Source organism: Bradyrhizobium sp. BWA-3-5 (assembly GCF_032917985.1).
Taxonomy (GTDB): Bacteria; Pseudomonadota; Alphaproteobacteria; order Rhizobiales; family Xanthobacteraceae; genus Bradyrhizobium.
In genome coordinates, this window is record NZ_CP136626.1 from 1362928 (window position 1) to 1388639 (window position 25712).

The 25712-nt window shown below is 64.5% G+C and carries 30 protein-coding genes; 15 read left to right on the plus strand and 15 right to left on the minus strand.

Annotated features, from left to right (window positions below):
* Positions 1–43 precede the first annotated feature (43 nt).
* From uvrB to RX331_RS06595, 5 genes are all read right to left on the minus strand, one after another.
* Complete coding sequence (gene uvrB, locus RX331_RS06575) at positions 44–2962, minus strand: excinuclease ABC subunit UvrB (RefSeq protein WP_317255802.1); 2919 nt, start codon at positions 2960–2962, stop codon at positions 44–46.
* A 258-nt stretch (positions 2963–3220) separates the two neighbouring features.
* A complete protein-coding gene (locus RX331_RS06580; RefSeq protein ID WP_410708137.1) occupies positions 3221–3376 on the minus strand; it encodes a hypothetical protein in 156 nt (51 codons plus the stop codon).
* A gap of 68 nt (positions 3377–3444) precedes the next feature.
* Complete coding sequence (locus tag RX331_RS06585) at positions 3445–3657, minus strand: hypothetical protein (protein ID WP_317255803.1); 213 nt, start codon at positions 3655–3657, stop codon at positions 3445–3447.
* Positions 3658–3769: 112 nt separating this feature from the next.
* Positions 3770–4987 (minus strand): NAD(P)-binding domain-containing protein, encoded by a 1218-nt coding sequence (locus RX331_RS06590; protein WP_317255804.1) that lies wholly within the window; start codon positions 4985–4987, stop codon positions 3770–3772.
* A 3-nt stretch (positions 4988–4990) separates the two neighbouring features.
* Positions 4991–5896, minus strand: a complete 906-nt coding sequence (locus RX331_RS06595; RefSeq protein ID WP_317255805.1) for a LysR substrate-binding domain-containing protein — start codon at positions 5894–5896, stop codon at positions 4991–4993.
* Between the two features lie 288 nt (positions 5897–6184).
* On the opposite strand from RX331_RS06595, the gene RX331_RS06600 reads away from it, so the two are divergent.
* The 4 genes from RX331_RS06600 to RX331_RS06615 all read left to right on the plus strand — a co-directional run bounded on the left by RX331_RS06600 (position 6185) and on the right by RX331_RS06615 (position 8430).
* A complete protein-coding gene (locus tag RX331_RS06600; protein ID WP_317255806.1) occupies positions 6185–6946 on the plus strand; it encodes a sulfite exporter TauE/SafE family protein in 762 nt (253 codons plus the stop codon).
* A 26-nt stretch (positions 6947–6972) separates the two neighbouring features.
* Positions 6973–7206 carry a hypothetical protein gene (locus tag RX331_RS06605; protein ID WP_317255807.1) on the plus strand — a complete coding sequence of 78 codons (234 nt, stop codon included), beginning with the start codon at positions 6973–6975 and terminating at the stop codon, positions 7204–7206.
* Positions 7207–7332: 126 nt separating this feature from the next.
* The gene (locus RX331_RS06610) at positions 7333–8040 is read left to right on the plus strand and encodes a glutathione binding-like protein (protein ID WP_317255808.1); all 708 of its coding nucleotides are present in this window, start codon (positions 7333–7335) and stop codon (positions 8038–8040) included.
* Positions 8041–8205: 165 nt separating this feature from the next.
* Positions 8206–8430 carry a hypothetical protein gene (locus tag RX331_RS06615; protein WP_317255809.1) on the plus strand — a complete coding sequence of 75 codons (225 nt, stop codon included), beginning with the start codon at positions 8206–8208 and terminating at the stop codon, positions 8428–8430.
* On the opposite strand, the gene RX331_RS06620 is transcribed toward RX331_RS06615, so the two are convergent.
* Positions 8384–9175, minus strand: coding sequence for a crotonase/enoyl-CoA hydratase family protein (locus RX331_RS06620; RefSeq protein ID WP_317255810.1), 792 nt, complete (start codon positions 9173–9175; stop codon positions 8384–8386). The two genes, RX331_RS06615 and RX331_RS06620, sit on opposite strands and share 47 nt — an antisense overlap.
* Positions 9176–9263: 88 nt before the next feature.
* Here RX331_RS06620 and RX331_RS06625 point away from each other — a divergent pair, with 88 nt between their 5' ends.
* Positions 9264–9872 (plus strand): TetR/AcrR family transcriptional regulator, encoded by a 609-nt coding sequence (locus tag RX331_RS06625; RefSeq protein ID WP_317255811.1) that lies wholly within the window; start codon positions 9264–9266, stop codon positions 9870–9872.
* Positions 9873–9922: 50 nt separating this feature from the next.
* Here RX331_RS06625 and RX331_RS06630 read toward each other — a convergent pair whose 3' ends face one another.
* On the minus strand, positions 9923–10558 hold the full coding sequence (locus tag RX331_RS06630) for an HAD family hydrolase (RefSeq protein ID WP_410708255.1): 636 nt from the start codon (positions 10556–10558) through the stop codon (positions 9923–9925).
* A 35-nt stretch (positions 10559–10593) separates the two neighbouring features.
* Entirely contained in the window at positions 10594–10797 is a 204-nt protein-coding gene (locus tag RX331_RS06635) for a cysteine-rich CWC family protein (RefSeq protein ID WP_317255813.1), read from the minus strand.
* Positions 10798–10898: 101 nt separating this feature from the next.
* Between RX331_RS06635 and RX331_RS06640 the strand changes: the two genes are divergently transcribed.
* The 3 genes from RX331_RS06640 to RX331_RS06650 all read left to right on the plus strand — a co-directional run bounded on the left by RX331_RS06640 (position 10899) and on the right by RX331_RS06650 (position 14148).
* The gene (locus RX331_RS06640) at positions 10899–12485 is read left to right on the plus strand and encodes a DUF1800 domain-containing protein (protein WP_317255814.1); all 1587 of its coding nucleotides are present in this window, start codon (positions 10899–10901) and stop codon (positions 12483–12485) included.
* Between the two features lie 5 nt (positions 12486–12490).
* Entirely contained in the window at positions 12491–13726 is a 1236-nt protein-coding gene (locus RX331_RS06645) for a DUF1501 domain-containing protein (RefSeq protein WP_410708138.1), read from the plus strand.
* 65 nt (positions 13727–13791) lie between these two features.
* Positions 13792–14148 (plus strand): endonuclease domain-containing protein, encoded by a 357-nt coding sequence (locus RX331_RS06650; RefSeq protein WP_317255816.1) that lies wholly within the window; start codon positions 13792–13794, stop codon positions 14146–14148.
* 152 nt (positions 14149–14300) lie between these two features.
* On the opposite strand, the gene RX331_RS06655 is transcribed toward RX331_RS06650, so the two are convergent.
* From RX331_RS06655 to RX331_RS06665, 3 genes are all read right to left on the minus strand, one after another.
* Positions 14301–15239: an aldo/keto reductase gene (locus RX331_RS06655; protein WP_317255817.1), complete on the minus strand. Its 939-nt coding sequence runs from the start codon at positions 15237–15239 to the stop codon at positions 14301–14303.
* A 277-nt stretch (positions 15240–15516) separates the two neighbouring features.
* Positions 15517–15978: a GNAT family N-acetyltransferase gene (locus RX331_RS06660; protein ID WP_317255818.1), complete on the minus strand. Its 462-nt coding sequence runs from the start codon at positions 15976–15978 to the stop codon at positions 15517–15519.
* Positions 15979–16268: 290 nt separating this feature from the next.
* Positions 16269–17081, minus strand: coding sequence for a PAS-domain containing protein (locus RX331_RS06665; protein WP_317255819.1), 813 nt, complete (start codon positions 17079–17081; stop codon positions 16269–16271).
* 205 nt (positions 17082–17286) lie between these two features.
* Between RX331_RS06665 and RX331_RS06670 the strand changes: the two genes are divergently transcribed.
* The gene (locus RX331_RS06670; protein ID WP_317255820.1) at positions 17287–17637 is read left to right on the plus strand and encodes a DMT family protein; all 351 of its coding nucleotides are present in this window, start codon (positions 17287–17289) and stop codon (positions 17635–17637) included.
* A gap of 23 nt (positions 17638–17660) precedes the next feature.
* Here the strand turns inward: RX331_RS06670 and RX331_RS06675 are convergent, their stop codons facing one another.
* The 4 genes from RX331_RS06675 to RX331_RS06690 all read right to left on the minus strand — a co-directional run bounded on the left by RX331_RS06675 (position 17661) and on the right by RX331_RS06690 (position 20873).
* The gene (locus RX331_RS06675) at positions 17661–18821 is read right to left on the minus strand and encodes a PQQ-dependent sugar dehydrogenase (RefSeq protein ID WP_317258044.1); all 1161 of its coding nucleotides are present in this window, start codon (positions 18819–18821) and stop codon (positions 17661–17663) included.
* 65 nt (positions 18822–18886) lie between these two features.
* On the minus strand, positions 18887–19060 hold the full coding sequence (locus RX331_RS06680) for a hypothetical protein (RefSeq protein WP_317255821.1): 174 nt from the start codon (positions 19058–19060) through the stop codon (positions 18887–18889).
* 196 nt (positions 19061–19256) lie between these two features.
* Complete coding sequence (locus RX331_RS06685) at positions 19257–19910, minus strand: glutathione S-transferase family protein (RefSeq protein WP_317258045.1); 654 nt, start codon at positions 19908–19910, stop codon at positions 19257–19259.
* Between the two features lie 222 nt (positions 19911–20132).
* Positions 20133–20873, minus strand: a complete 741-nt coding sequence (locus tag RX331_RS06690; protein WP_317255822.1) for a phosphatase PAP2 family protein — start codon at positions 20871–20873, stop codon at positions 20133–20135.
* A gap of 131 nt (positions 20874–21004) precedes the next feature.
* On the opposite strand from RX331_RS06690, the gene RX331_RS06695 reads away from it, so the two are divergent.
* The 6 genes from RX331_RS06695 to RX331_RS06720 all read left to right on the plus strand — a co-directional run bounded on the left by RX331_RS06695 (position 21005) and on the right by RX331_RS06720 (position 25640).
* A complete protein-coding gene (locus RX331_RS06695) occupies positions 21005–21208 on the plus strand; it encodes a hypothetical protein (RefSeq protein WP_317255823.1) in 204 nt (67 codons plus the stop codon).
* A gap of 129 nt (positions 21209–21337) precedes the next feature.
* On the plus strand, positions 21338–22540 hold the full coding sequence (locus RX331_RS06700) for a pyridoxal phosphate-dependent aminotransferase (protein ID WP_317255824.1): 1203 nt from the start codon (positions 21338–21340) through the stop codon (positions 22538–22540).
* A 233-nt stretch (positions 22541–22773) separates the two neighbouring features.
* Positions 22774–23295: a DUF992 domain-containing protein gene (locus RX331_RS06705; RefSeq protein ID WP_317255825.1), complete on the plus strand. Its 522-nt coding sequence runs from the start codon at positions 22774–22776 to the stop codon at positions 23293–23295.
* Between the two features lie 277 nt (positions 23296–23572).
* On the plus strand, positions 23573–24055 hold the full coding sequence (locus RX331_RS06710; protein ID WP_410708139.1) for a DUF992 domain-containing protein: 483 nt from the start codon (positions 23573–23575) through the stop codon (positions 24053–24055).
* 93 nt (positions 24056–24148) lie between these two features.
* On the plus strand, positions 24149–25027 hold the full coding sequence (locus RX331_RS06715) for an SAM-dependent methyltransferase (protein WP_317255826.1): 879 nt from the start codon (positions 24149–24151) through the stop codon (positions 25025–25027).
* Positions 25020–25640, plus strand: a complete 621-nt coding sequence (locus RX331_RS06720) for a TetR/AcrR family transcriptional regulator (RefSeq protein WP_317255827.1) — start codon at positions 25020–25022, stop codon at positions 25638–25640. Before RX331_RS06715 ends, RX331_RS06720 begins: the two co-directional genes overlap by 8 nt.
* Positions 25641–25712: the final 72 nt, after the last annotated feature.

Consider the following 25712-nt stretch of genomic DNA (forward strand, 5'->3'; position numbering starts at 1 on the left):
TATGGATTGCTTCGCTACGCTCGCAATGACGGCTGTGGAAGCCCTACCGCTTCTTCCACCCACCCCGATGCCCCGGCGCACCGCCGCTTGAGCGCGGCGCTGGCCCGAACTCCGGGCCCGACTGCCGCGAGTCCGTCGGCTGGAAGATTTTGCTGCCGCTGCCGAACTCGGGCTTGCGCGGTTTGGTGCCGCCGGGGCGGTAGGGCAGGGATTCCGGGGTGTGCATTTCGTCGAGATGGGGTTTGTGGACTTTGGAGGTGCTGCTAGCGCTGCCGCGACTGGATTTCAGGGCGGCCTGCACGCCTTTCTTCTTCATCGCGCTGACCGGGAGATTGGCTGATTCGCCGTACTTCTTGGTGCCGGCATAGGCACCGGCCTGCTTCTGCACGTTGCGCTGCTTGGCGGTGGGGTCGTCGACGACGGCCATCTCCGTGGCGCGGAGGCGTTTGACTTCGTCGCGCAGCCTTGCGGCTTCCTCGAAGTTCAGGTCGGCGGCGGCTTCGCGCATGCGGGTTTCGAGGTCGGAGAGCACAGCTTCGAAATTGTGGCCGATCGAGATGACGTCATCCGCCATGCCGCCGTCGCCGATCTCGACCAGCACGTGGTCGCGCTCGTAGACGGAGTTGAGGATGTCGCCGATCGATTTCTTCACGCTCTCCGGCGTGATGCCGTTGGCGTTGTTGTATTCGACCTGCTTCTCGCGGCGGCGGTTGGTTTCGGCAATCGCCCGCTCCATCGAGCCGGTCATTTGATCGGCGTAGAGGATCACCTTGCCGTCGACGTTGCGCGCGGCGCGGCCGATGGTCTGGATCAGCGAGGTCTCGCTGCGCAAAAAGCCTTCCTTGTCGGCATCCAGGATCGCGACCAGCGCGCATTCGGGAATGTCGAGGCCTTCGCGCAGCAGGTTGATGCCGACCAGCGCGTCGAACGCGCCGAGGCGAAGATCCCGGATGATCTCGATGCGCTCGATCGTGTCGATATCGGAGTGCATGTAGCGGACGCGGATGCCCTGCTCGTGCAGATATTCGGTCAGGTCCTCCGCCATGCGCTTGGTCAGCACCGTGATCAGCGAGCGGTAGCCGGCGGCGGCGGTGGCGCGGACCTCGCCGACGAGATCGTCGACCTGCGTGCGCGCGGGACGGATGTCGACCGGGGGATCGATCAGCCCGGTCGGGCGGATGACCTGCTCGACGAACACGCCGCCGCTTTCGTTCAGCTCCCAGCCGCTCGGCGTCGCCGACACCGCGACCGTCTGCGGGCGCATCATGTCCCATTCCTCGAAGCGCAGCGGCCGATTGTCCATGCAGGAGGGCAGGCGGAAGCCATATTCGGCGAGCGTTGCCTTGCGGCGGAAGTCGCCGCGGAACATGGCGCCGATCTGCGGAATGCTGACATGGCTTTCGTCGGCGAACACCAGCGCGTTGTCGGGGACGTATTCGAACAGCGTCGGCGGCGGCTCGCCGGGACGCCGTCCGGTGAGGTAGCGCGAATAGTTCTCGATGCCGGCGCAGCTTCCCGTCGCCTCCATCATCTCGAGATCGAAGGTGGTGCGCTGCTCCAGCCGCTGCGCTTCCAGCAGGCGGCCGTGGTTGTTGAGCTCGTCGAGCCGCTGCTTCAATTCCGATTTGATCGACTTGATCGCCTGCACCAGCGTCGGGCGCGGCGTCACATAGTGCGAGTTGGCGTAGATCTTGATGAATTCGAGATCGTCCTGCTTGTGGCCGGTGAGCGGATCGAACTCCTCGATATTTTCCACGGTATCGCCGAACAGGTTCACGCGCCAGGCACGGTCCTCATAGTGCGCCGGGAAGATGTCGATGATGTCGCCGCGAACCCGGAAGGTGCCGCGGGTAAAGTCGTGCTGGGTGCGCTTGTACTGCAGCGCGACGAGGTCGGCGATCAGTTGCCGCTGGTCGATGCGCTCGCCCTTCTTCAGCGCAAACGTCATCGCGGTATAGGTCTCGACCGAGCCGATACCGTAGATGCACGACACGGAGGCTACGATGATGACGTCGTCGCGCTCGAGCAGCGCGCGGGTTGCCGCGTGGCGCATGCGGTCGATCTGCTCGTTGATGGAGGAGTCTTTCTCGATATAGGTGTCGGTGCGCGGGACGTAGGCTTCCGGCTGATAGTAGTCGTAGTAGGAGACGAAATACTCCACCGCGTTGTCGGGAAAGAAATTCTTGAACTCGCCATAGAGCTGAGCGGCCAGCGTCTTGTTCGGCGCCAGAATCAGGGCCGGGCGCTGCGTCGCCTCGATCACCTTGGCCATGGTGTAGGTCTTGCCCGAGCCGGTGACGCCGAGCAGCACCTGGGTGCGGTCGTTGCGGTTGATGCCCTCGACGAGCTCGGCGATCGCCTGCGGCTGGTCGCCCTTCGGCTGGTATTCGGATTTGATCTCGAAGCGCACGCCGCCTTCGGATTTTTCCGGGCGCGGCGGCCGGTGCGGTGTCCACACCTTCATCGAGCCGTCGTCCTTGCGGAATTCGGGACGGCCGTCGCGGATCAGGTTTTCCAAGGCCTCCGCGGTCGCCTTGACGCCGAGCGATTCCATCTTGCTGCGCGGCGGGCGGGCGAGGGCCTCCTCGTCGTCCTCCGCCGTCGGCAGGCCGAGCTGGCGCGCCAGTTCAGGGTCGAGGGTCGGGATGGTGGCCGAGGTGCCGTAATTGGCCTGCGGGGCTTCTTCGAGCCCCTGTCCGGCGTCGCGTTTGGCGACATCGTCGCCCATCCCCTTGGTCGAAGCGCGCGCGCGATGCGCGGCCGCCTCGCCGCCGGCGCGGCGGTCCCAGGAATTGTCCGGCGGCGGCTGCAGGCCGGTGCCCGAGCCCATGCCGGCATCGCCGCGGTTGAGCGCAGGATTGAGCAGTTCCGCGAGCGCAGGCCCGATCGGCTGAACGTCGGGGCGGTGCGCCTTGGATTTGGGGGTCTTTGGCTTTTTGGGAACTTCGGGGGTCTTCGCCATGACCGCAATATGGGACTGCAGTGGGCGACTGAAAAGGCCGAAATCGCCAACGCCTGCCGACGATCCGAAGGTCACGCGGAGGCATCCGCGCTGCTGCCAACCACTGACATGACGATGGCGACTCTCGGCGATGCGCAGGCAGCAATGGCGTCGCCCGCCAGCCCGATGAGACCTGGTTCAGTCGATCGGCTGGCGGCTGCGGCCTTGACGGCTACGGTGCATGGGGTTGTTTTCGATGTTTTGTTGGTGGGGGCGGGGCTACGCCGTCACCGGGGCCGTGCAGGGATTGACGATGTCCAGATGAATCCCGCCGCAGCGCGTGCAGCGCATGGTCCAGTATTCGGCGCCGCCGCGGCCGGGGATGACGCGCAGCACCGCGAGCGCGGCGCTGCAGTCCGGGCAGTTTTCCAGCACCGGCGTCGCCTGCAGGATCTGTTCGGGATGCGGCAGCGGGAAGCGGCTGGGCAGGGTAACGGCGGCGCTTACGGGGTGGTGAAGCGCGGGCTCAAGCGGTCGATATGGGCTTTCGCATCCGCGATCGCCGCTTCCGGATCCGACCACGCGAAACCGACTTCGAGGGTCGGGAACGCCATGCCATCGATCACCACCGGCGCCTGGTCGGTCCGTTGAATCCTCGCGTGCCACAACCCTCTCCCTGCTTCGAACGACTGAATTTCAAAGCCACCATAAATCATGGCGCATTCCCCGGAATTGCCCGTACAGCGACATCAGCACGGCGCAGCCGAGGCAAATGTGAACGGGTTCACATGTGGCGGATTTTTTGCGGGTTCCGCCCTCGGCCGCGACTCAGCGCCGCGCTGAAATATGATCCGCGAGAACGGCAGCGTCGTCGCCGACGCCCGAGAGGAACGAGGAGTTCATCTTCGACAGCCATTGCAGGCCGAGGAAATACAGGCCCGGCAGTTCCGAGATGCCGTTGTGGTGAATCGCCTCGCCGCGTTCGTCCAGCACGGGCACGTCGATCCAGCCGAAATCGACGCCATAACCGGTGGCCCAGATCACCGAGGAGATGCCCTCCGCGGCGAGGTCGAGGCGCGTCAGCGGCGCGGTGACGCAGGGCGGGTCGGCGACGATCGTGCGGGCGGCGGGGTCGTCGGGCAGGTCGAGGCCGCGCCGTTTCACGTAGGCATCCACGGTGTCGAGAAAGGTGGAGTAGACGAGGTCGCCGTCGACCATGCTTTCGGCAAGGCCGGGCGCGATCTCGATGACGCCGTCCTGCGCCGCCTCGATGCGTCCGACGAGAACCATGCCGTCGGCGGCGAAGTTGCGGAAGTCGATATTGCGGCCGCCATAGGCCCCGGAAATCACCGGGCCCAACCGCGCCGAGCCGCGCTCTTCCGGCGTCATCTGGTCGAGCCGCATTTCGGCCAGCCACCAGATCAGGTCGCGGCCGCGGTAACGGCGCGGCAGGCGGCGATGGCGTGCGATGGAGAGATAGACGCGCCGGCCGGCGTGCTGCAATTCCTCGGCGATCTGTGCGCCCGAGGCGCCGGCGCCAGCGACCAGAACGGCGCCCGGCGGAACCTGCGCGGGATTTTTGTAGTCGCTGGCGTGGACCTGGAATATGGGGTGATCGCGCAGGACATCCGGGATGATGCTGCGCTGATAGGGTCCGGTCGCGACGACGACGTTTTTGGCTGCGATCGTGCCGTCGGTGGTTTCGGCGATGAAAACGCCGCCGCGCTGTGCGAGCCTTGTGACTGCAACGCCGCAGCGGATCGGCGGCGCGACGAATGCGGCATAGGCCTCGATGTATCTGATAATGGTGCCGGTGTCGGAAAACGCGTCGGGATCATCGTGCGGAAACGGAAAGTCCGGCAGCCGCACCGACCAGTTCGGAAACTGGAATTTCAGCCCGTCCCAGCGCTCGCTGCGCCAGCGTTCGGCGATGCGATGGCGCTCCAGCACCAGATGCGGCAGGCCGCGCTGCTTGAGCTGGTGGCTCATCGTGAGGCCGGCCTGGCCGCCGCCGATCACGAGCGTTTCGATCTCTTCATCCGGCATTTCTTATCCGACTTGGCGTTGGCTCTTGCGGCGTTGGGCGGGCTCCGCCGCGGCACGGATAATCCAGCGCCGGAAGGCAGTAAAATCGCGTTGGGCGGTGCTGAAGCCGCGATAGACCAGGTACCAGCGCATGCCCTTCGGAACGCTTAACACGAACGGTGCGACCAGTCGCCCGGCGGCGAGGTCGTCGTCGATATAAGGGCGGATTCCCATGGCGATGCCAAGCCCATCGACCGCGGCCTGCAGCGCCTGGCCGTAATGGTCGAACTGGAGGCCGCGCGCGGTGATGCGCCCCGCGCCGGCGGCCTCCAGCCATGACGGCCAGTCGTCCGGCGAGTGCGCCACCCGCAGCAGCGTCGGCCCCTTCAGGTCGGCGGCGCGCTTGAGCTGGTTGGCAAGGCGCGGCGCGCAGACCGGCAGCAGATCGGCCGCGAACAGCGGCTCGGCGATCAGGCCGGGCCATTCGCCGCTCCCGAGCTTGATGCCGCAGCTCCAGTCCTCGCCGAACGGCACCGCTGCGCCGCCGGTGGTGATGCGGACGTCGATGTCTGGTTCCTGCTTGCGGAAATCGGCCAGCCGCGGGATCAGCCATTTCATGGCAAAGGTTGGCCCGACGCCGATGGTCAGCACGCGGACGCTCGATGGTGCGGTGACCTGCGCGGTCAGGCTCGCCAGCGCATCGAAGATCGGGGTCAGCCCGCTTTGATAGGCGCGCCCCGCCACCGTGGTGACGAGGCGGTTGGCCTTGCGCTCGAACAGCGCCACCCCGAGCCGTTCCTCCAACAGGTGCACCATCCGGCTGACCGCGGCGGCGGAGACGTTGAGCTCGGCGCCTGCGGCGGCGAAGCTGCCGGTCCGCGCCGCCGCTTCGAATGCCTTGATGCCGTTGAGAAAGAGCAGCCGCCGCACGTAACCCTCAGGAAAACTGATGCCAGAGCAAGATAACTCAGTTTGCAGGCGTCGTCCAAGCCGGGCACAACAATAGCTGTGATATCCTTTGAATCGGTGTGCGCTTCTTCAACCTCGCCCCCCATTTCGCGGGGAGAGGTCGGCGCGAAGCGCCGGGTGAGGGGCTTTCTCCACGAGTCCGACTATTAGTGAATTCGCGGAGACAGCCCCTCACCCCGACCCCCTCCCCGTAAACGACGGAGAGAGGGAGAAGAGCGTCCCCACGAGCGCTTACACAGGAGAATTTTCGTGACACCCCTGATGATCGCAGCGCTCGGCGCCCTGATGGTCGCGACGGCGTTTCTGTCGGGCCTGTTCGGCATGGCCGGCGGCATGATCCTGATCGGCGTGCTGCTGGTGCTGATGCCGCTTCCAACAGCGATGGTGCTGCACGCGATCACGCAGATGGCCTCCAATGGCTGGCGTGCTTTTCTGTGGCGGGCGCATATTCGCTGGCGGCCGGTGTTCATCTATCTGATCGGCTGCGCGCTGGCGCTCGGCCTGTGGTCGCTGACCCGCTACGTGCCGGACAAGCCGGTCGCCCTGTTGCTGCTCGGCGTGACGCCGTTCATGGCGCGGCTGATGCCGAAGAACCTCAAGCCCAACCCCGACAGTATCTGGCAGGGCTCGTTCTACGGCTTCATCTGCATGGGGCTGATGCTGATGACCGGCGTCTCCGGCCCCTTGATGGACACGTTCTTCCTCGGCGGCAATTTCGGCCGCCGCGAGGTGGTGGCGACGAAGGCGACCTGCCAGGTGGCGAGCCATCTGACCAAGCTGGTCTATTTCGGCGGCATCATCGACCAGGCCGCGACGCTCGACCCAGTGCTGGCCGCGGTTGCCATCGCCGCTTCGATGCTCGGCACCACGCTGGCGCGGCGGCTTCTGGAGGCGATGAGCGATGCGCAGTTCCGCACCTGGGCGAACCGGCTGATCACGACAGTCGCGGGCTACTATATCCTCTATGGAAGCTGGCTATTTTTCACGCGCAACAGCGCGCTGGCATTCTGACGTCCGATCTTGACGGGAGGCGTTCGATGACTGAAGCGACAGATCCTCTGGTGCTCGACCTCGTCGAATGGGTCGGCCGCGAGCCGCGGCTTTATTCGGAAGTGATCGAGACCTGGCGCACCTCATGCCCGCGCCTCACCATCTGGGAGGATGCCGTTGATCGTGGCTATGTCATGCGACAGCCGGAGGCGGGCAGCATGCGCGTCGCGATAACGGAAAGCGGCACCCGATTCCTGCGCGAGCACGGCCGCCGCGCCTGATCCCGCTCCATCACATTTGCGCGTGCGCGCCGCGCGCCGATTGACTTTCCGTCAGCGCTTCGTCCAAATTCATGCAATCGCATCTTTCTTGCGAAAGCAAGCAACAGCGCAAAGCGGAATCGCCCCATGATCGACCTTCACTACTGGACCACGCCGAACGGCCACAAGATCACGATGTTCCTGGAGGAGACCGGGCTGCCCTACAAGATCATTCCGGTCAACATCGGCAAGGGCGAGCAGTTCAAGGCGGAGTTTCTGGCGATCGCGCCGAACAACCGCATCCCTGCGATGGTCGATCACGAACCGAAGGGCGGGGGAAAACCGGTCTCGATCTTCGAATCCGGCGCGATGCTGCTTTATCTCGCCGAGAAGACCGGAAAATTCCTCCCGGCCGATCTCTATGGCCGCTACGACGCGATCCAGTGGACGTTCTGGCAGATGGGCGGGCTCGGCCCGATGGCGGGTCAGAACCATCACTTCAATGTCTATGCCCAGGAAAAGATCAAATACGCGATCGACCGCTATGTGAACGAGACCAACCGCCTCTATGGCGTGCTCAACAAGCGCCTCGCCGATCGCGAGTTCATCGCCGGCGATTATTCGATCGCCGACATGGCCTCCTATCCTTGGGTCGTGCCGTGGAAGAACCAGAGCCAGAACATCGACGACTTCCCGCACCTCAAGCGCTGGCTGGAGACTATCCGCGCCCGCCCCGCGACCGAGCGCGCCTACGCCAAGGCGAAAGAGGTCAATCCGAATTTCGGCCAGCCGGTCAACCGCACCGAAGAGGAGCGCAAGATTCTGTTCGGGCAAACCGCGGCGGTAGTGCGGTAGGCAGGAATGATGAGCCTTGCCAGCCAGGACGAGCAGTTCACGATTGCGCGCCTCTGCACGCAATCGTCAAGGCTGTAAATTAGTTCTATCCGATAACGATGTTAGCTTTGACGTAAAATGAAGGCGTAAGCTGTCTCTCCAATGGCCGTTCAGGGGAGGCGGGTCATGACCGAGTTTGAAACCAAGCTGGAGCGATTTGAGACTCTCGCCGCCGAGTGCGATCTGATCAGCAAATTGACTGACGATGCGGCGAAGCGGGAATTGTATCTCCGCCTCGGCCTGCATTACCGGGAACTGGCCGGCGACATGCGGGCGGTGATTGCCGCCAGCGTTGCGTCCGGTGTCAGCAGCCGCGATAGCGCGGCGTCCGGCGCTCGATCCAGGCGTTGATACCTTCGGCGAGGTCGTCGGCCGGCACCAGCGCCGCGAATTGTTCGCTCTCGACCTGCAGCCCTTCGGCAATCGCCATGTTCAGCCCGCGGGTCACTGCGGTAAGGATGCCGCCCACCGCGAGCGCTGAATGCCTGATGATCCGCTGCGCCAGCTCGCGCGCGGCGGACAACAGCGCATCATGTGGCACCACGCGGTTGACCAGCCCGATCTCCAGCGCCCGTTCCGGCGAGAAGGGATCGCCGGTCAATAGCAATTCGAGCGCGCGCTTGCGGCCGGCGAGCCGCGGCAGCCGCTGCGTTCCACCAAAGGTCGGCGGCATACCGAGATTGATTTCCGGTTTGGCAAATCGTGCGCGGTCGCTGGCAATGGCAAGATGAACCGCCTCGGTGATCTCGCAGCCGCCGCCGAAGGCGAGGCCGTTCACGGCGGCAATCACCGGCTTCCGAAACGCTTCGAGTCGCGCGGTCATCGCCTGTCCGCGCCGCACGAAGTCGCGGATCGCCGTGTCGCGGCCCTGGCGGACGCTGCCGGAGAATTCGTCGATGTCAGCGCCGGCGGAAAAGGCGCGCTCGCCCGCCCCGGTCAGGATCGCGGCGCGCACCGCGGCGTCGGTTTCGATCATGTCTAGCACCGCCATCAGGCGGTCGATCAGCGCGTAATTCAGCGCATTGAGCTTGTCGGGGCGGTTCAGCGTGACCAGCGCAATGCCGTCGCTTGTATCGAGCAGGATGGGGTCGGACATTTGAACGCTCCGCAAAGGGCTTGATTGCGAAGTAGCCTAGAAGTTCGGCTGCGTTGTGTATATTCACTGGTTAGTATACATAGGCACGATGGCTCGATCCGGCATTCCGACGCGCGAACGCATCATCTCGGCGGCCAACACGCTGTTCTACAATCACGGCATCCGCGGCGTCAGCGTCGATGCGGTGGCCGAGAAGGCGGGCGTCACCAAGCGGACGCTATATTATCACTTCAGGAGCAAGGACGATCTCGTCGCAGCCTATCTCGCCGGCCGCGATCAGCCGAATCTTGCGCTGTTCCGCAAATGGTTTTCCGAGGCCGAGGGCGGCTTGCCTTTGAGGGTCGAAGCCATTTTCCGAAACCTCGCCCGTTCGGCGCGGCATCCGAAGTGGAAGGGCTGCGGCTTCCTGCGCACCTCCGCCGAACTCGCCAACCTGCCCGGTCATCCCGCGATCAAGATCGGCGCCGCCCACAAGAAGAAGTTCGAGGAATGGCTGCGCGCGACCTTCGCGGCGGAGGGCATCGCCGAGTCGCTGCAGCTCGCGCGGCAAATCCTGCTGCTGCTGGACGGCTCCTTCGCCGTCGTGCTGCTGCACCGCGATCCCTCCTACATGGAAACGGCGGGCGAGGCGGCGCACACGTTGATTGAGGCGGCGGTTGTCGCGCGGATCAAGCGGTCAGCGCGGCGAGTGCGGTAGCCCTTTGGCCATTGCGCCCCGCTGGCTCGCAACGATGATTAGTTTCGTAGCTACAGCGCCCCGCGCTCATAAAGCATCGTCACTACCGCATTCAGGTCCGGCAGCACCGCCGCGCATTTCGCCCGAGTCTCCTCCGTCGGTAGCGCCATGTCCGGCACCATGATGGTGATCGCGCCGGCGGCGTGGGAGGCGGCGACGCCGTGGTTGGAATCTTCCACCGCGACGCAGAGCTTCGGCGCGAAGCCGAGGCGCGAAGCGGCGAGCAGATAGAGATCGGGGCTCGGCTTGCCGTGCGTGACGTCGTCGAGCGTCAGGATAGTGCCAAAGCGTGCGCGGATTCCGGCGAGCGACAAATGGCGCTCGGCGTTGCGGCGGGAGGAGGACGTCACGATCGCCGTCGGGCAATTGGCGGTGGCGAGGGCGTCGAGCAGTTCGATGGTGCCTGACTTGAGCGGCAGGCCAGCCTCCATCAAGCGGTCACGGTTGAGGAGAAAGGCGCGGTTGATGTCGGCGAGCGGAAAGCCTTTGCCGTAGCGCTCGAGCAGCATCGCTTCGCAGGCCGGTCCGGGAAGGCCGACCATGGCGTGGCAGAGCGCGACGGAATCATCGACATAGCCGGCAGCGTCGAGCGCCGCGACGAGACTGTCGAAATAGATCTTTTCGGTATCGAGCAGCGTGCCGTCCATGTCGAGCAGGACGGCGCGAATGTTCCATTTTCCCGTCACGCCGCACCCGCGTCCGCACGCCGCTTGGCGAGTTTGCGCAGGCAGTCCGGGCAGAGGCAGTCGCCGCCATCCACCGGCACCGGCATGCGGAACGCTTCGTCACTGCACCAGCACGGGCCGGACAGGTTGCAGCCGAACTCGGCGCCGCAAGAGGCGCAGGCGAGGCGGCGCGGGGGCTGATGTTCCGGACGGCTTGTCATCGATGTGGTCATTTCCTGACGCGGAATTAATCCCGGTGCACGTTGAACCGCGCTATATTCTCGCGGCACTATACGCTGGTGGATACTTCAAGGGAAATCCGATGGCTCGCGATTCGCAAGGAGCCCTTGTTGCGCTCAATCGCTTCGGCTTCGGCGCACGCGGCGGGGCCTCCGGCGATTTTCTCAATGCCGCGTCCGATCCGCGCGGCTTCGTCAAGGCTGATCTCGCTCGTTTAAACGGCGCGCTGCTCGAAGTGCCGGGATTGCAGTCGACGCCGGCGCTCGGCAAGGCGGTGTTCGACTATCAGTTCGAGATTCAGCAGGCGCGAGACGCGGCGGCCAGGTCGGCGGCGCCTGTGACCGAAGGTCAATCGCCACCGGATGCGAAAGCGCAGCGGCGGAACCTTTCGCTCAACAGCATCGCCATGGACATGGCGCCAAGAGAGCCGTCAAGAGAACCACCAAAAGAACCGTCGAAGGAGCAGCCGGCGAAACCGCCGGAAAATCCCAATGCGACCATGGCGCCGGCCGAGCCGATGCGGCCGAATGCAGCGAAGCCAGCGCCGGCACCGCTCAACATCATCCAGAAAACATTTCGCGCCGAGGCGCTCGCCCGGCTGCAGCGCGCCATCATGGCCGATTGCGGATTTGTCGAACGCCTCGTGGTGTTCTGGTCGAATCATTTCTGCATTTCTGCGAACAAGGGCGGGCCGGCGCGGATGTGGGCGGGTTCGTTCGAGCGCGAGGCGATCCGGCCCTATGTGCTCGGCCGCTTCGCTGACATGCTGAAGGCGGTCGAGCAGCACCCCGCGATGCTGTTCTTTCTCGACAACCAGCAATCGCTCGGGCCGGACTCCCGCGCCGGAAGAAACCGCAATCGCGGACTGAACGAGAATCTGGCGCGCGAGATCCTCGAATTACATACGCTCGGCGTCGGCGGCGGCTATTCGCAGGAAGACGTGACGGCGCTGGCGAACGTCATCACCGGCTGGACCTATGCCGGAAGGCTCGGCCAGTTGGGGCCGCCCGGCAGCTTCGTGTTCAATGCCAATGCGCATCAGCCGGGCGCCCAGCGGGTGTTGGGCAAGATCTACGACGCCCCGGGCGTGGCGCAGGGCGAGGCGGTGCTTTCAGACATCGCGCGTCATCCGTCCACCGCGAAGTTCATCGCCGGAAAATTCGTTCGACACTTCGTCGCCGATGATCCGCCGCCTTCATTGGTGAAGCGGCTGGCCGATGTCTTCACCAAAACGGGCGGCGATCTGAAGGCACTGGCAATGGCGCTCGTGGATTCCGATGAGGTGTGGACGGCGCCGCTCTCCAAGATGCGCTCGCCCTATGAATTCCTGGTCGCGGCCGGCCGGCTATTGGCACAGATCCCGAACGATCCGGCCCGCTATCTCGGCGGTCTCAACACGCTGGGCCAGCCATTATGGTCGCCCGCCGGGCCGAACGGTTTTCCCGATACCAATGCCGCATGGGCGGCGCCGGAGGGCATCAAGCTGCGGCTCGACATATCCGCGCAGATCGCCTCGCGGCTTGCCGACGGCGTCGATCCGCGCGACTTGCTCGAACTCGTAGCCGCGGACGCGGCATCGGTCGAGACGCGGCGGACCATCGAGCGCGCGGAGCAGCGTCAGCAGGCGCTGGCGCTGCTGCTGATGTCGCCGGAATTCCAGAGGAGATGACGTCAATGGAAACCACAACGGATTGCTGCGAAGGCATCAGATCGTCAGCGATCTCGCGGCGTGGCGTGCTGCTCGGCGGCGCCTCCGTTGCGGCATGGGCTCACTTGCCGAAATTCGCTCGCGCCGCCGATGGCCGCGATCCTCGGCTGGTGGTCGTCATCCTGCGCGGCGCACTCGACGGGCTTGCGACCATCGCACCGATCGGCGATCCCGATTATGCCGGACTGCACGGCGCGATCGCGCTCACGTCGGGCGGCCCGAACGCGGCCCTGCCGCTGGATTCGTTCTTCGCGCTGCATCCGGCGATGCCGGAATTCGCGCGGATGTACCGCGAGAAGAAGGCCGCGGTGATCCACGCGGTGGCGACGCCCTATCGCGACCGCTCGCATTTCGACGGGCAGGATGTGCTCGAAAGCGGCTTTGCCGGACCGGGCCGGGTGCAGTCCGGCTGGCTCAACCGTGCACTGGAAGGCCTCCCGAAAGGCGAGCGGGTGACGAGCGCGCTGGCGGTCGGCCCGACCACGCCGCTGGTGCTGCGCGGCGCGGCGCCCACCGTCGGCTGGGCACCGGTCGCGGTGCCGCAAGCCGCCGAGGATACCGCGATGCGGCTGGTCGAGCTTTATCAGCACCGCGATCCTGCGTTGGCGCGCGCGTTGAAGCAGGGCATCGCGCTCGACAAGGCTGCGCAAGGCGACGACATGAAGCCGAAGCCGGGTACAGGTGGCGGCGGCGCGATGCGGCTGGTGGCGCGTGGCGCGGCCAAGCTGATGGCGGCGGACGATGGCCCGCGCATCGGCGCGCTCGCCTTCGACGGCTGGGACACGCACGCCAATGAAGGCGGCCCGGTCGGCCGGCTGGCGCAATTGCTCGGTGGGCTCGACGGCGCGCTCGCCGAATTCGAAACTGGATTGGGTCCGCGCTGGCGCGACACGGCGATCGTGGTCGCCACCGAATTCGGCCGCACCGCGCGCATCAACGGCACGCAGGGCACCGATCACGGCACCGGCACGATCGCGCTGCTCGCCGGCGGCGCGGTGAAGGGCGGCCGCGTCGTCGCCGACTGGCCCGGCCTGAAGCCCGCCAGTCTCTACCAGGGCCGCGACCTCGCCCCGACCACCGATTTGCGCGCGGTGATGAAGGGTGTGCTGAAGGACCAGTTCGGGCTGGCCGACAAGGTGCTGGCGGAGAACGTGTTCCCGGACAGTGGCGCGGTGAAGCCGATGCAGGGATTGGTGGCTTAACCTCTCCCCGCGCTTTTGCGGGGAGAGGTCGCCGCGCGCTTGCGCGGCGGGTGAGGGGCAAGGCAATGCGTGGCCGCAATGAAAAGACCATCCGAATCGCAAGACGCCTACGCGTCAATCAAACGGATGCTGAAACCGTCCTCTGGAATTGCATCCGCAACCGGCAGATCGACGGACACAAATTTGCGCGGCAAGTGCCGATTACGGGTTACATCTGCGACTTCGTTTGCCGTGAGCTGAAGCTCATCGTCGAAGTTGATGGTGGGCAGCATGGCGAATCAACTGCAGATGCCCTGCGCGACCGATGTTTGGTTGAACAAGATTACAAGGTGCTTCGCTTTTGGAACAATGATGTGCTTGGCAACATCGAGGGCGTCCTCACCGTACTTCAGGCTGAACTTTCAGATCGAGCTCGCTCTTAACCTCGCCCCGCTTGCGGGGAGAGGTCGGATTGCGAAGCAATCCGGGTGAGGGGGTACAGGTCTCACGGCGTTCACGGCGCGCGGAGAGAGCCCCTCACCCCGACCCTCTCCCCGTGAAGAACGGGGAGAGGGAGGGAGCGAGCAGTGCCCTGTCACTTCGTGATACGATCCACTTCCGCCATCTCCTCTGCGCTTAGCGTCCAGTTGATCGCCTTCACGTTCTGCTCGACCTGTTCGACGCGGGTGGCGCCGGCGATGACGCTGGCGACTTGCGGGCGCTGGGCCAGCCAGGAGAAGGCGAGTTCGAGCAAGGTGTGGCCGCGCGCCTGCGCAAAGGCCTGCAGCTTTTCGACGATGTCCTCGTTGCGCACCGTGACGTAGCGGTCCTTCAGCGCGGGGGCCTTGGCGAAGCGGGTGTCGGCGGGCGCATCTGTGCCGCGCTTGTACTTGCCGGTGAGCAGGCCGCTTGCGAGCGGGAAGAACGGCAACAGGCCGAGCTTGAATTCCGATGCGGCCGGCAAAAGCTCCTTCTCGATGCCGCGCACCACGAGGCTGTATTCGTCCTGGCAGGAGATGAAGCGGTTCACGTTCATCTGCCGCGCCAGCATTTCGGCTTCCGTGATGCGCCAGGCCGGAAAGTTCGAATTGCCGATGTAGCGGACCTTGCCCTGGCGGACGAGATCGTCGAGCGCGCGCAGCGTCTCTTCCATCGGCGTCAAGGGATCGTAGTCATGCTGCTGGTAAAGATCGATGTAATCGGTCTTCAGCCGCTTCAGGCTCGCTTCCACCGCTTCCATGATGTAGCGGCGCGAGGCGCCCTGCTTGGTGCCGTCATTGCTCATCGGCTTGGCATATTTCGTCGCCAGCACGATGTCCTTGCGGCGGTCGCCGAGGACGGTCCCGAGCACGGTCTCGGAGCCGCCCATCCCGGCATAGATGTCGGCGGTGTCGAACAGGGTGATGCCGAGGTCGATCGCCTTATGGATGACCTTGCGCGAGGTCTCCAGGTCGGTGCGCTGGCCAAAGTTGTTGCAGCCGAGGCCGACGGCGGAAACACGCAGGCCGGAGCCGCCGAGGTTGCGAATTTGCATTGGATCGATCCTGTGGAAAGGGCGGGAGAGGGCGGCATCTTGGCCCGCGTGGCGCCGGCCCGCAAGCAGCGGGAGTTCCGGCATTCGCGCTTGTCAGCCATGCGGCACAAAAAGAGGCGGCCCCGGTCAGACGCGGCGACTGACGGGGACCGCTTGGGGCGCGTGATCTGAGACGGGGGGCCTGATCAGACGCAGCTGCAACCTATCCGCGCTTTGTCACGCCGGCGTGACAGCGGGATTTATCCACAGGGCGTCTGAGGCCGCAGGTGCAAGCGCTTTACAGCATCTTGCGATAGACGACGAAGCCCGAGCGCTCCGCTACCTTATCGTAGAGCTGCATCGCGGTGTGGTTGGTCTCGTGGGTTTGCCAGTAGACGCGCGAACATCCCGCAAGCTTGGCCTGGTCGTACACGCCATTGATCAGCGCCCGGCCGACGCCCTTGCCGCGCGCCGCTGTGTTGGTAAAGAGGTCCTGCAGATAGCAGTTCGGCTCGATCATGGTGGTCGAGCGGTGGAACAGATAATGCGTCAGCCCGAGCAGCTCGCCGCCGTGTTCGGCGACCAGCGCATGCACCGGCTCATAGGCGTCGAAGAAGCGCGCCCAGGTCATCGCGGTGATGTCGGGAGCCAGCGCGGTCGGACCCGAGCGGCCGTAGAAGGCGTTGTAGCCATCCCATAGCGGCAACCATTGCGCATAGTCTTCACGCGTGACAAAGCGGATGGTGAGGTCGGCGGGCATTGCGATTTTCCGTTGTGGTCCGGAAGCGCGTCGGAGACGCGGCAGAGGAGTGTATGGCTATTGATACAGAGGCGGCAGCAGCGGATCAACTTTGCGGATAGGGCAGTGTCTTCTCCCTCTCCCCGTTCTTCACGGGGAGAGGGGCGGGGTGAGGGGCTCTCTCCGCGAGCTGTGCACTTCGTGAGACCTGTACCCCTCACCCGGATCGCATCTGTCGATGCGACCCGACCTCTCCCCGCAGGCGGGGAGAGGTTAAAAGAGAGCCGCTGCTCTCTGTCTACGCCGGGCCGCTATTCCGCGGCGCCGAGATGGTGGGCAAGGCTACGACGGCTGCCGCGCAGCGCGCGATAATAGTCGGCGCTGCCGGGATCATCGGAGTGGCGGACGAGGTCGGTGACCGGCATGTAGCTCAGCATGCGTCCGCCGTCGGGCAGCGCCGTGCAGGTGAAGCGCAGCACCTGGCCATCGGCGAGGTTGATGTTGATCGGCGTTGAATCGCCGGTCCGGATCATCTCGGTGCGCTTGGCGATGAAGGCGCTGAGCTCGTCCTCGGGCATTTGCCAGGCGCCGGTGTCGCGGCTGTGATACATCAGTGCGATGAAGGGCGGCTTGCTGTCGGCCTGCGCGTCGGACAGCTTGAAATAATCGCGGAAGGCGCGGTTGATGAATTCGGCGCGGGTGTCGGCATCGAGCAGCACAATGCCGATATCGACCTGGTCGAGCGCGGCCGACAGCCGATCGGCGGTAGCGTGATGCTTGTCTTGCCACGCCAGCGTATCGATCCATTTCTGCCGCAGCAGGCCAGTGATCAGCGCGGTGCCGCCGGCGGTCGCCGCCAGCAGCAGCATGCGCGACAGGTCCGACATGTCGTAGCCGGGCGTGGCGCGGTGGTTGAGGAAGAACAGCGCGGATGATGCCACCGCAATGACGGCGCTCGCCATGCCCGAGGCGATGCCGCTGCTCGCAGCAGAAAGCGCAACGATGCAGACGAACAGCGGCGCAGGATTGGGGACGGGAACGAAATGCCGGTCGATCAGGAAGGCGAGGAGCGCCGTCGCTGCTGTGAGGATCGGACCGGAGATTGCGTGCCAGTTGAACTGCATGCCGGTTCTCGCCGCTTGCCGAGAGTAAGGCCCAAGCATGCCTGATTGTTGCAATCGTGCACGCGTTTCTGCCGCCAGTCTTAAGGGAGCGTTGCACCGATAAAGCGGGCTTTCGCAAAATTGAAATCAAATGATATCGAAGTGGCGGAACGCCTCGCCGCGGCCACCGATTGGGCCGCGCGACTAATTTGGAAAGAGGACATCGATGCCTACTGTTTCGCCTACGCTGCTGCCAGTCCTGATGCTGTTTGCCTCCAACGTCTTCATGACCTTTGCCTGGTACGGCCATCTGAAATTCAAGGAAAGCGCGCTGCCGACCGTTGTGCTGGCGAGCTGGGGCATCGCCTTCGTCGAATACTGGCTGGCGGTGCCGGCCAACCGCTGGGGCAGCGCGGTGTATTCGGCGGCGCAGCTCAAGACCATGCAGGAGGTGATCACGCTGGTGGTGTTCGCCGGATTCTCGGTGCTCTATCTCAAGGAGCCGCTGGGCTGGAACCACGCCCTCGGCTTCCTCTTCATCGCGATCGGCGCCTTCCTGATCTTCCACAGATGGTGAGTGCGTCTTTCTGCAGATCGTCTTCACTTCGCGGCCGGCGCCACGCGTAATACGCGCCCGTTCGAGCTGTCCGTGAGCAGCCACAGCGCGCCGTCCGGTCCCTGCCGGACGTCGCGGATGCGCTCGTGCAGATTCTGCAGCAGGCGTTCCTCCGCGGTCACCGCATTGCCATTCAGCGTCAGCCGCACCAGCATCGCGCCGCGCAGCGCGCCGACGAACAGGCTGCCGTTCCACTTCGGAAACAGCTTTCCGGTATAGAACGCCATGCCCGACGGTGCGATCGACGGCACCCAGTACTTGAGCGGCTGCTCCATGCCGTCCTTGGCGGTCGCGTCGTGGATTTTCGCGCCGGAATAGTCGATGCCGTAGCCGATCACCGGCCAGCCGTAATTCTTGCCCTTGCCGATCAGGTTGACCTCGTCGCCGCCGCGCGGGCCGTGCTCGATCTCCCAGAGCTCGCCGGTGGCGGGATGGATCGCGAGCGACTGCGGATTGCGATGGCCGTAGCTCCAGATCTCGCCCTTGGCGTCGGCGCGACCAGCGAACGGATTGCCCGATGGCACCGAACCGTCGGGTGCGATCCGGATCACCTTGCCGAGATGATCGCCGAGGCTTTGCGCCTGATCGCGATAGGCGAAGTGTTCGCCCAGCGTGACGAACAGATTGCCGTCGTCAGCCTGCGCGATGCGGCAGCCGTAATGATTGCCCGACGACAGCGGCCCCTGCTGGCGGAAGATGACCTTGACCTCGTCGAGCCGGCCCTTGTCGTCATTGAGTTTGGCCCGCGTAACTGCAGTACGTCCGCCGCCCTCGGCCCGCTCGGCGTAGCAGAAATAGATGGTCCTGTTCTGCGCAAAGGATTTGTCGGTGACGACGTCGAGCAGGCCGCCCTGGCCTGACGCCCAGACCTCGGGCACGCCCTTGAGGGGCGGCGAGAGCTGTCCTTCCACTGAAACCACGCGCATGCGGCCGGGACGCTCAGTCACCAGCATCGTTCCATCAGGCAAGAAAGCGAGCGCCCAGGGATGGACGAGGCCCCGCGCGATGGTGCGCACCTCGAGCTCGCCGGCCGAGGAGTCGAATCCGGGCTGCTCGCCGCGGGTGCCGGTAGCAATCAGGAACGACAGGGCAAGCAGGATCGCTACCGTCAGCGCGACGGTGACAAGGCCGACAGGTGTCTTCATCCTGGTCCACATCGCGATGCTCTCATCGCGTGTTCGCTAATGATGCAAACAAAAGGCCGTTGATATCACGGGATGGGCATCGCGACGGTGGCCTGGATCGACAGCACCGTCAGGGTGACCATCAGGCAAAGCGATAACGTGCCGATCGCAAGCGAAGTTGCGATGGCGCCAAGCAATCTCGAAGATGCAACGGGCGCACGGCTACCTTCGAAGCCGGCCGCACAGGGTGACCGTATCATTGGTCCAGATCCTTGTTGCGCGAGTCGAATCACCCGCAACCTCAGGAGATTTTGCAATCCCGACCGGCAATATTGCGGCGGTCGGACGTCGAAAATGGCCAAATCACGGCAAAGGTTAATGTTATGCCCGCTAATGTTAACTTTCGACGCCGTGCTCGCGGGAAAGTGAGTGGTGCGGCCGCTGGACGCGGCCGCGTTACGCGCCGGCGGCGATGCCAGCTTCGTCGTCGGGCACGATCTCCGGCCGCCAGTCCATGGTCACGAAGCCGGGGATCTGCTCCACGCGCCGCAGCCAGGCGCGGATGGCCGGGAAGGTGGCGAGATCGTAGTCGCAGCGGTCGGCGACATGGGTGTAGCCGTACAGCGCGATGTCGGCGACCGTGAGCTGCCCCGCGGCGAAATAGGCGCGGGTCTTCAGATGGTTCTCCATCACCTGCAGCGCCGCATAGCCGCGCTCCATCCAGTCCTCCAGCGCATGTGTCTGCAGGTCGCGGCCGCCCTTGACCAGCGACAGCCAGAAATAGGCGGCGCCGATATTGGGCTCGAGTGCATGTTGCTCGAAGAACATCCATTGCAGCGCTTCGGCGCGTTCGACCCGCGACTCCGGCGCCAGCGACGTGCCGCCGCAGACATACCAGAGGATGGCGTTGGACTCGGCGAGGTAGCGTCCCTCCGCGACTTCCAGCAGCGGCACCTGTCCCGACGGATTCTTTTCCAGAAACTCCGGCGTGCGGCTTTCACCGCGGAGAATGTCGACCTCGATCGCCTCATAAGGCGCGTTGAGCAGCGCCAGCGCAAGGCGGACCTTGTAGCTGTTGCCGGAGCGCTGCATCGAATAGAGCTTGTACATCGTTCTGGATTTCACCCGGACCTTGGGAAGCACGCACGCCGCAGTTGCGCGCCCGCGTTATCGGCGGATCGCACCGCAACGCGGCTAGACAATGATGCCGATGCGACTGCGTCGCAAGTCCCGCAGAATGGAAAAAGTCGAAATCCTCTACTGCACTGCACACGCGCAGCATACCATGCCATGGCACTGATCACATGGTCGAGAGCAGGCTGTCAGACCGATTCAAGCTTGCGCGACTCGCAGCCGATGCCGCTTCGGATACGGCCTCGGGTACGATCGGGGCGGATCTTCAATCGTGGCGAGATACTCCGGCGTCGAGTCCGGGCCAGTGGCGAAGAGGCGTACAGCGGTGACCCAGCACACTGCCGCAATCAATATCCCCGCAATCACGTCCACTACGTCGTGGCTCCCATAGGCGGGAGTGGCAATCACCATCAGTCCGTTCAGGACGAGTGCGATCCATCGCACCACGCTGACCCGCCATAGCGCAACGGCGAACAGGATGCCGAGCGCCGCGTGCAGGCTCGGAAACGTGATGATGCGTTCCGAGTTCAACCCGTAGACGGTGTGCAGCGTGCCATCGCGCAGTCCGAGGAAGACCGGCCAACTGGTCGACGAGGCAGGCAGGAAACCGTTTGCCATCGATGGCTGGAGATCGAGAAAGAGCCACGGCCCCGCCGCGGGACAGATGGCCGATATCGCGATGGTGACCAATGTCGTGCAAACGAATGCGAGGACGAAAGTACTGAATCGGTCGAGCTGCCCGGCAATGCCGAGTGCGAGCACGGTGGTAACCGTTTGCACGGCGAAACTGAAATAGGCGAGCTCCAGGATCCATTGCATCCGGGGATGCAAGGAGACCCAGGTCATCATCTGCACCCAGTCGAAATGCAGATAGCGATCCCACGCATCGAACGTTGCGCCCTGTAGCGGAAAGCCGGCTGTGGCCGCGATGTAGGACAAGGGGGCCCCGACCGCGGCGAAGCCGATGATCTGCGCGGTGCTCGCAAGAATGGCCCCGAGCCGCTGTTCGCCACGGACGGAGCGATAGAACCACGCGCCGGCCGCCAGTTCCGCGGCTACCGCAGTCGGCGATGACGGCTGCCGACAGGCCGATAACCGTCCAGACTGTCATCTCGGCATGCCGCGGGCCTGCGGACCGACACGGCCATGTGCGCCTGTCTGTGGCCGTGAGCCAATCGCTGGACAAGCTGGCTTTGCTGGATATGAGTCATTTCACCGCGGAATTTTATGAATATTGCGCCGATATTGCTCTGACCGTACCGAGCCAGCTTTAAATGTTCCCTAAAGTTCGCCCATATTTGGCCAAGCTTCTTGCGATGCAGCGCCCAGCGCCGTAGGGTGCCCCGTTCCCATCAAAAAGAGTCGTGAATTTCAGAGCTCACGACGTTTGCCAGGAGATGATGATGCCCTTCCTGTCTGCCTCGCTCGCCCGTGTGAAGCCGTCCGCGACGATCGCGGTCACGGATAAAGCGCGCGCGCTGAAAGCGGCGGGCCGCAACGTCATCGGGCTGGGCGCCGGCGAGCCGGATTTCGACACGCCCGCCAACATCAAGCTGGCGGCGATCCGCGCCATCGAGGCCGGCAAGACCAAGTATACCGATGTCGGCGGCATTCCCGAACTGAAGGAAGCGATCATCGCCAAGTTCCAGCGCGAGAACGGCCTGACCTACAAGCCGAACCAGATCATCGTCGGCACCGGCGGCAAGCAGGTGCTGTACAACGCGCTGATGGCGACGCTCAATCCGGGCGACGAGGTGATCATTCCCGCGCCGTACTGGGTCAGCTATCCGGAGATGGTGGCGCTCGCCGGCGGCGAGCCGGTCGCAGTGGTGTGCCCGGCCTCCAGCGGCTTCAAGCTGCGCCCCGACGATCTTGAAAAGGCGATCACGCCGAAGACCAAATGGATCATCCTGTGCTCGCCCTCGAACCCGACCGGCGCCGCCTATACGCGCGCCGAGCTGAAGGCGATCACCGATGTGCTGGTGAAGCATCCGCATGTCTGGGTGATGACCGACGACATGTACGAGCACCTCGTCTATGATGACTTCCAGTTCGCAACGCCCGCGCAGGTCGAGCCGAAACTCTACGACCGCACGCTGACGGTGAACGGCGTGTCGAAGGCCTATTGCATGACCGGCTGGCGCATCGGCTACGCCGGCGGCCCTGCCGAGCTGATCAAGGCGATGGCGACGATCCAGTCGCAGTCGACCTCGAACCCGTCGTCGATCGCGCAGTGGGCGTCGGTGGAGGCGCTGAACGGGCCGCAAGATTTCATCCCCGTCCACAACAAGACCTTCAAGGAGCGGCGCGACCTCGTAGTCTCCATGCTCAACCAGGCCAAAGGCATCGAATGTCCGCGCCCCGAGGGTGCGTTCTACGTCTATCCGTCCTGCGCCGGCACCATCGGCAAGACCGCGCCATCAGGCAAGGTGATCGAAAACGACGAGGACTTCGTCACCGAGCTGCTTGAGGCTGAAGGTGTCGCCGTCGTGCAGGGTTCCGCGTTCGGCCTCGGACCGGCGTTCCGGATTTCCTATGCGACCAAGACCTCGGACCTCGAGGACGCCTGCAAACGCATCCAGCGCTTCTGCGGCAATTTGCGATAGACCGCGTTTTGCGATCCAGGCCGTCCTGCATATTGTGCAGGACGGCTTTTGTTTACGCGAAGAAAACGCTTCAGAAAGAAGAAGGCGCGTCAAATCACATCGCACGTCGCGATGTTTTGATCGCTTCTTTGCAAAGCGTCATCTTTTTTGCCGGCGCGCCATGTTTTCGACACGGCGCTTCCATCCTGTCCGCTCCGCCAGATTTGTTCATCATCATGCGGAGACTGGGACTTATGCGCTTCCTGACATTGACACTCGCCACGCTTGCGATGCTCGCGCCGATCGCCGGCGCTGATGCGGCGCCGCCGGTTCGTGCCGGCATCCTGCAATGCCAGGGCGGTCAGAATGTTGGCTTCGTGGTCGGCTCGGTTGCGAACCTCGAATGCGTGTTCCGCAGCGAAGGCCGCCGTCCCGAGCCCTACATCGCCAGGGTGCAGCGCATCGGCCTCGATCTCGGCATCACCGAACAGACGCAGTTGCAGTGGGCGGTGAACGCGCCGACCACGCGGCTCGGCCGCGGCGAGCTCGCCGGCTCTTACGGCGGCGTCGGCGCCAACGCCTCGATCGGCATCGGCGGCGGCGGCAACTTCCTGGTCGGCGGCCCGGCCAATGCCTATGCGCTGCAGCCGATCAGCCTGCAGGGCCAAACCGGTCTCAACGTCACCGCGGGGATCGCCGGCCTCGAGCTGCAGCCCTTCTACGGCAATGGCGGCCCGCGCCGCCACGACCATCGCCGCCATCACCGCCGCGGCTGAGGATCACACGCTCACCGAAAAGGCCCGCGCAAGCGGGCCTTTTTGTTGGTCGCAACCGTCATTCCGGGATGGTCCGAAGGACCAGAGGTCATTTTACTCGATCGAGATTCTCAGATGCGCAATTGCGCACCATAGTTCGCGCTTTTGCGCGCCCCGGAATGACGGTCGCAGCGATTGTGGTACGACCCACAATGTTATGGCATAGAACCGCGAGCGCCGCGGGCAAGGCCTTGTTCTTATTCTCTGCTCGCATCACCTTTCCTTCGGAGATTACTTCATGCGTCGTTCCCTTATTCTTGCTGCTGCTGCGCTCGCCGCGCTGACTTCCTCCATCGGCAGCGTCAGCGCGCAGCAGATGCAGCGCGTGCAGGTCGGCGTGCTGGAGTGCCGGGGCGGCGCCAGCGTCGGGTTCATCGTCGGCTCCGTTACCAATCTCGGCTGCGTGCTGCGCGCCGACGGGATGCCGGAGGACCGCTACATCGCCACCATCCGCAAGGTCGGGCTCGATCTCGGCCTCACCCAGGAATCGGCGCTGGCCTGGGCGGTGTTCGCGCCGGTCGCGCAGCTCGGCCCCGGCGGCCTCTCCGGCGACTATGTCGGCGCGCAGGGCAGCGCCACGCTCGGCGTCGGTGTCGGCGGCAACGTGCTGGTCGGCGGCTCCGCCAATTCGATCGCGCTGCAGCCCCTCAGCCTGCAGGGCCAGGTTGGCGTCAGCATTGCTGCCGGATTGGAAGCCTTGGAATTGCGCCCGGGGCGTTAATTAGCCGCACCTCATTTACTTCAAGGGCCATCTTGACCGGCCATTCGTTTGGTCTTAAAAAGAATAAACGTTCTTTTTGAGGGAGGCGCAAAAGTGCTGCAGCATCAGCCGAGCCGGACTGCCGAATACATGGCCATGTTCCGGGCGTCAGAGCATGCGAAGGGTGCCGGGCAACGCGTGTTTGCCGACCCGCTGGCCATCGCCTTGTTGCCGGGAAACTTGCGGCTATCGGCCAGGCTGCTCGCGATACGCCCGGTCGGCGGCATGCTTGCGCGCTACATCGACCGGCAATGGCCGGGCGCGCGAACCTCCGGCATCGCCCGCACGCGCCTGATCGACGACTGGATCGCGGAATCGATCGGACCGGCCGAACAGATCGTGTTGCTCGGCGCGGGCTTCGACACGCGGGCCTGGCGGCTCGGCGCGCTCGCCACCGTCAAGGTCTTTGAAGTGGATCACCCCGCGACGGCAAAGGTGAAACGGCAGCGATTGCAGGCCGCCGGAGCCGATCTGGACCGGGTGACCTTCGTCGCCGTTGACTTCGAGATCGATGATTTCGAGCAGCGTCTGCGCGATGCCGGCTTCGATCCGGCGCGGCGCTCGATCGTGGTGTGGGAAGGCGTCAGCCAGTATCTGACCGGTGAGGCGGTCTGCGGCGTGATGCGCTGGGCCGGCCGGCTCGCGCCAGGCAGCCGGTTCATCTTCACCTATGTTCATGAGGGCGCGATCGACGGCAGTGTCGCGTTCGATGGCGCCGACAAGGTCATCGCCAAGGTCGGCGTATCAGGCGAACCTTGGCGGTTCGGCTTGCTGCCGAGCGAATTGCCCGCGTTCCTGCGCGAGCGCGGGCTAAGGCTGGTGAGCGATCTCGGCGCCGATCAGTACCGCGAGCGGGTGATCGGGCAGGCTGGCTGCCACATGCACGGCTACAGCTTCTATCACACGGTGCTTGCGGAAGTCGGCGATGCCTAGGATTTCGGCGGCGCGCGCCAACGAGCAGCGCGGGCGCATCCTCGATGCCGCGCTGACATGCTTTGCGCGCGAAGGCTTTCATGCCGCGACCGTGCAGGACATCGTCGAGGAATCCGGGCTTAGTCCCGGCGCGATCTACGGCTATTTCAAGGGCAAGACCGAGATCGCGATGGCGATCGCATCCGAACGCCACGCGATGGAACGCCGACGCATGGAATCCGCGCTGGCCGCGCCTGACATCGACACCAGTCTGCGGCGCCTTGTCGAAGGGTTCGTGCTCGAATTGCGCAGCCCTAAGGAAAGGCGATGGCGCCATTTGGCCGTGCAGCTTTGGGCGGAGAGCCTTTCCAATCCACGACTGAAGCGCGAAGCACTGGCGGGCGTTTCACAGGCCGTCGACGTATTGGCGCCGATGATCGCGCAGGCGCAACGCGGCGGGCGCTGGCCAAAGCATCTCGATCCGGCATCGGCCGCCCGCGTCATGGTCGCGGTCCTGCAAGGTATCTCGCTGCAGATTGCCTGGGACGAGCACGTCGATATCGAGCGCTTCGCCGTCGCACTGCGGATCATGCTTGATCCGGCTTCGGAAGGATCGGGTGCGGTTACCGGTTAGATGAGAATTAGCTTCAAGTTCCAGATTTTGGGGGAGGGTGAGCGGACCCGGGAGCCGGCTGGCCGGAGGTGA